This window comes from Micromonospora sp. KC207, assembly GCF_004348615.1.
In the GTDB taxonomy this organism is placed as follows: Bacteria; Actinomycetota; Actinomycetes; order Mycobacteriales; family Micromonosporaceae; genus Micromonospora.
This window is the reverse complement of the sequence record NZ_SMKJ01000373.1, coordinates 1-5,340: the sequence shown is the minus strand read 5'-3', so window position 1 is coordinate 5,340 and position 5,340 is coordinate 1. Positions and strand designations below refer to the sequence as shown.

Annotated in this window: 3 protein-coding genes and 1 pseudogene; 3 read left to right on the top strand and 1 reads right to left on the bottom strand. The window is 70.3% G+C overall.

Features of this window, described 5'->3' with window-relative positions; genetic code table 11:
• The coding region (locus E1258_RS29405; RefSeq protein WP_132406840.1) for a hypothetical protein at nt 1-214 on the top strand (214 nt) is incomplete at its 5' end.
• A gap of 158 nt (nt 215-372) precedes the next feature.
• A complete protein-coding gene (locus E1258_RS29400; protein WP_207919802.1) occupies nt 373-3,036 on the top strand; it encodes a tetratricopeptide repeat protein in 2,664 nt (887 codons plus the stop codon).
• A gap of 85 nt (nt 3,037-3,121) precedes the next feature.
• On the opposite strand, the pseudogene E1258_RS29395 reads toward E1258_RS29400, so the two are convergent.
• Nucleotides 3,122-4,401: pseudogene (locus E1258_RS29395) on the bottom strand (IS256 family transposase).
• Nucleotides 4,402-4,859: 458 nt separating this feature from the next.
• Between E1258_RS29395 and E1258_RS29390 the strand changes: the two are divergent.
• Nucleotides 4,860-5,340, top strand: a 481-nt coding sequence (locus tag E1258_RS29390) for a recombinase family protein (protein WP_243715769.1), incomplete at its 3' end; no start/stop codon positions are given.

Below are 5,340 nucleotides of genomic sequence, written 5' to 3'. Positions count from 1 at the left end.
GGGGGTGGAGGTGGCCAGTTGGCTGGCCGGTGCCGCGAGCTTCGTGGTCGCGGTGGCCGCCCTCGTGCTGGCTCCGTCGGGAGACCCGGCTGCGGCATCGACGCCGCCGGCTGCGGTGACACCACCGGCGGGGCCGGGGTCGGTCACCGTGCGGGGTGATCTCACGGGGATCGCCTCGACGGGCGACAACGCGACGAATACCCAGCACCGGTGAGGTGGTTTCGACGCGGCCGGGTTGCCCCTTTGCCCGCTGATCCCGAGCCGCCGCTGCCGGTGGGTGATCCCGCTGCGCCGAGCGGGTCGGGCGCGATCACGGCGGGCAGCATTCCCGGTATCGCCTCCACGGGCCCCCATGCGACCAATACCCAGCACGTGACGGTGCTGCCTGCGGAGGCGTTGGTCGCGCCGGAGGTCGTGCCGGCACCGGCCGGGCTGGTGAACCTGCCGGTGAGGCTGCGGCTGTTCGTGGGTCGTGAGGATGCGCTGGGCTGGCTGGACTCGGCGGCTCAGGATCCGGGTGTGGTGGTCGTGCAGGCGGTCCACGGGCTCGGCGGTATCGGCAAGAGCACCCTGGTCGCACGGTGGGCGGCAACCCACCGCGACCAGCCCCGGCCGATCTGGTGGATCACCGCGGACAGTCCCGCTGCTCTCGACGCCGGCCTGGTCGCCCTGACCGTCGCGCTGCAACCGGCCCTCGCGGCTCTGCCGTCACCGGCTCTGCGGGAATGGGCCGTACGCTGGCTGGCCTGCCACGACGGGTGGCTGCTCATCCTGGACAACGTCACTGATCCCGCACACATCGCCGATCTGGTGGGCCGGCTGCCACGAGGGCGGATCCTGGTGACCAGCCGCCGCGCCACCGGCTGGCCCGACATCGTGACCCCGCTGCGCCTGGACGTCCTCGAACCCGATCAGGCGGTCGCCCTGCTCACCGGGATCGTGTCCCAGGGCGGTGGTGTCATCGACCCGGCAGGCGCTGCCGCCGTGTGCGCCGAGTTGGGCTGTCTGCCGCTGGCGGTGGAACAGGCCGGCGCCTACCTGGCCCAGACCCGGACCACCGTCGGCGACTATCTTCGGCTGCTCGCGCAGCATCCCGCCGCCATGTACCGCGACGGCGAGGAAGGCAGGGCCGCCGAACGGACGATCGCCCGGGTCTGGCACGTCACCCTCGACGCCTTCGCCGACGATCCCCTGCCCGGACGGCTGCTGCGGGCCCTGGCCTGGTACGCGCCGGAAGCCATCCCCCGCAGCCTGTGGCACCACCTCGGCGACGGCGCGGGGGAACCGGCGGTGACGCGGGCGATCGGCCGGCTCGCCGCGTACAACATGCTCAGCATCGACCCCGCCACCCGGGCCGTCACGGTGCACCGGCTCGTCCAGGCCGTCGCCCGCACACCCGACCCCGACGACCCGCACCGCCAACCCGACGACATCACCACCGCCCGCACCACCGCCACCGCCGCCCTGACCACCGCGCTGTCCGACGACTGGCGCGACCCCACCACCTGGCCGACGTGGCGCACCCGGTTGCCCCACGTCGACGCGCTCGTCTCCCAGACCAGAGCACACGCCACCGACAGCGACCGCGTCGCCCAGGCCTACCTGCTCAACGCGACCAGCCTGTTCCTGCTCGACCAGGGAAACCTCCCTCACGCCATCGCCTACCTCAAGCAGGCCCTCACCGACTTCCGGCGGGTGCTCGGCAACGACCACCCCGACACGCTGACCTCGGTCAACAACCTCGCCAGCGCCTACCAGTCGGCGGGGGACCTGGGGCAGGCGATCCCGCTGTTCGAGCAGGCCCTCACCGATCGCCGGCGGGTGCTCGGCAACGACCACCCCGACACGCTGGTCTCGGTCAACAACCTCGCCAGCGCCTACAGGTCGGCGGGGGACCTGGGGCAGGCGATCCCGCTCTACAAGCAGGCCCTCACCGGCCGCCGGCGGGTGCTCGGCAACGACCACCCCCAGACGCTGACCTCGGTCAACAACCTCGCCGGCGCCTACCAGGCGGCGGGGGACCTGGGGCAGGCGATCCCGCTGTTCGAGCAGGCCCTCACCGACTGCCGGCGGGTGCTCGGCAACGACCACCCCGACACGCTGGTCTCGGTCAACAACCTCGCCAGCGCCTACAGGTCGGCGGGGGACCTGGGGCAGGCGATCCCGCTGTACAAGCAGGCCCTCACCGATCGCCGGCGGGTGCTCGGCAACGACCACCCCGACACGCTGGTCTCGGTCAACAACCTCGCCTACGCCTACAGGTCGGCGGGGGACCTGGGGCAGGCGATCCCGCTGTTCGAGCAGGCCCTCACCGATCGCCGGCGGGTGCTCGGCAACGACCACCCGCAGACGCTGACCTCGGTCAACAACCTCGCCGGCGCCTACCAGGCGGCGGGGGACCTGGGGCAGGCGATCCCGCTGTTCGAGCAGGCCCTCACCGACTGCCGGCGGGTGCTCGGCAACGACCACCCCGACACGCTGGTCTCGGTCAACAACCTCGCCAACGCCTACGAGTCGGCGGGGGACCTGGGGCAGGCGATCCCGCTGTACAAGCAGGCCCTCACCGATCGCCGGCGGGTGCTCGGCAACGACCACCCCGACACGCTGGTCTCGGTCAACAACCTCGCCTACGCCTACAGGTCGGCGGGGGACCTGGGGCAGGCGATCCCGCTGTTCGAGCAGGCCCTCACCGATCGCCGGCGGGTGCTCGGCAACGACCACCCGCAGACGCTGACCTCGGTCAACAACCTCGCCGGCGCCTACCAGGCGGCCGGGGACCTGGGGCAGGCGATCCCGCTGTTCGAGCAGGCCCTCACCGACTGCCGGCGGGTGCTCGGCAACGACCACCCCGACACGCTGGTCTCGGTCAACAACCTCGCCTACGCCTACGAGTCGGCGGGGGATTTGGGGCAGGCGATTCCGCTGTTCGAGCAGGCCCTCGCCGGCTGCCGGCGGGTGCTCGGCAACGACCACCCACAGACCCGGGTCGTCTATGGCAACTTGCGGGCTGCCATAGAGGGTTCCAGTTCCGAGTAGGGGGCGTGGTTGGGATCCGGCGTCGGCGGCATGCGGCGTGTGTCCAAGGAGCAATAGTCAAGACTTGTGGATGAAGAAATCTTGATTAGGCGGCTGCGGCGTTGGTGGTGACCGGTTCGGTGGTGGGGCGTTCGACGAGTTTGCCGTGTTCGAAGCGGGCACCGGCGCGGACGAGGGCGACGAGGTGTGGTGCGTTGACCGCTCGCCAGCGTTGTTGAGCGGCTTCGATCAGCTTGAACGCCATCGCGAGGCCGGCGGCCTTGGAGCCGGGGCCTTTGGTGACCTTGGTACGGTGCCGGACGGTGGCGAAGGTCGACTCGATCGGGTTGGTGGTGCGTAGGTGCACCCAGTGCTCGGCCGGGAAGTCGTAGAACGCGAGGAGCTCGTCGAGGTCGTCGACGACTTTGGCGACGGCTTTGCCGAACTTGGCGCCGTAGGCCAGCTTGAACGCGGCGACCGCGCGGCGGGTGTGCTCGCGGTCCTCGGCGTTCCAGCCCCGGGATGCGCGGACTTCGGCAGGGCGCCGAGCACGTTGGCGATCTTGTGGAACCAGCAGCGCTGCTCCCGGCTGGTGGGGAACACCTCACGCAGCGCGTTCCAGAACCCGAGCGCGCCGTCGCCGACGGCCAGGACCGGCGCGCGCATACCGCGTCGTTTACAGTCACGCAGCAGGTCGGCCCAGGACTCGGTGGACTCGCGGTAGCCCTCGGCGAGCGCGACGAGTTCCTTGCGGCCGTCGACACGGACGCCGACCATGACCAGCAGGCACAGTTTCGCCTCGTCCAGGCGCACGTTCAGGTGCACGCCGTCGGCCCACAGGTAGACGTAGTCGGCGCCGGACAGGTCCCGATCACCGAAGGCGCGGGCCTCGTCCTGCCACTGCACGGTGAGCCGGGTGATCGTCGCCGCGGACAGCCCGGAGCTGGTGCCGAGGAACTGCTGCAACGCGGGCACGAAATCGGACGAGGACAGTCCATGCAGACAGAGCAGCGGCAGCACCTCGTTGATCTGCGGCGACTTACGGCACCAGGCCGGCAGGATCGCCGAGGCGAACCGCCGCCGCTGGCCGCTGATCTCGTCGATGCGTTTGTCGTTGACCCTCGGCGCCTCGACCTCGACCGCCCCGGCGCTAGTGAGCACCTCCCGCGGCCTCGCGTGACCGTTACGGACGACCAGCCGGCGGCCGTTGTCGTCCAGCTCGCCCGCGTGCGCGGCGATATAGGCGGCGACCTCCGCCTCCAGCGCGACAGCGAGCATCCGACGAGCGCCGTCACGCACGATCTCATCGATCAACGACCCGCCGGAGGAAGCGGGCTCGGACACGGTCGCTGGCGTCGGCTCTTCCGGGTTGACTACGGTAAGCACGGGCGTACCCTCCCCACCCGCGTTGGCGCGCGGGCTCTACTCGATTCCTGGACATGGAGCGTCGCCGGGAGGGTACGCCTCCCGACGCTCATCCACAGGTTTCGAGCATTGCTCTGTCCAAGAGAAAGCCCGTCTTTAGCTCCCGGCCCAAAAGCATCGCTGAGGAGTTGATCTAGCGGACGGGAGTCCCGGGGCGCTGTCCGAGAATCGATCGTTTCCCGAACAAGATCAGGAAGCGGGTTGGCGGCCGGTCAGGGCTGTCCAACAAACCTGTCCGTAAATCCGGCGTGTCCAACAAGCCGGCAACGGGTTTGTCGGACACCCTCAACGCCATGACCGTCCCCACGCCCGCACACGGTGACCTTCTCGCGCCGGCTCCGTTGTCCGGGGTGCTCGTCGGCTACGGCCGGGTGTCGACCCGCGAGTAGAACCTCGCCCGCCAACAGACAGCTTTGACCGTGGCCGGCGGCTGCGCGCGGTGCTTCTTCGACAAGGCCTCCGGCAAGAACACCGACCGGCCGGAGCTGGAGCGGATGTTCGACTACATCCGGCCCGGCGACGCGCTGACCGTGGTGTCCCTGGACCGGCTCGGCCGCTCGTTGGAGGATCTCATCGCCATCGTGGGCCGGCTCAAGCGTCAGCAGGTGGGGTTCCTGTCGCTGCACGAGAAGCTGGACACCACTACAGCGGGGGGCATGTTCGTCTTCCACGTCTTCGCCGCCCTGGCCGAGTTCCTCCGCACCATCATCGTCGCCAACACCCACGAGGGCCTGGCCGCCGCCCGCGCCCGCGGCCAACGCCTCGGCCGACCACCCGCCATGACCCCCGAGAAAGTCGCCTACGCGCGCCAGTTGCTCGCCGAACCCGACCGGTCCCTGTCCTCCATCGCCACACTCCTCGGCGTCTCCCGCTCCACCCTCTACAAGTCCCTCCCCGCAC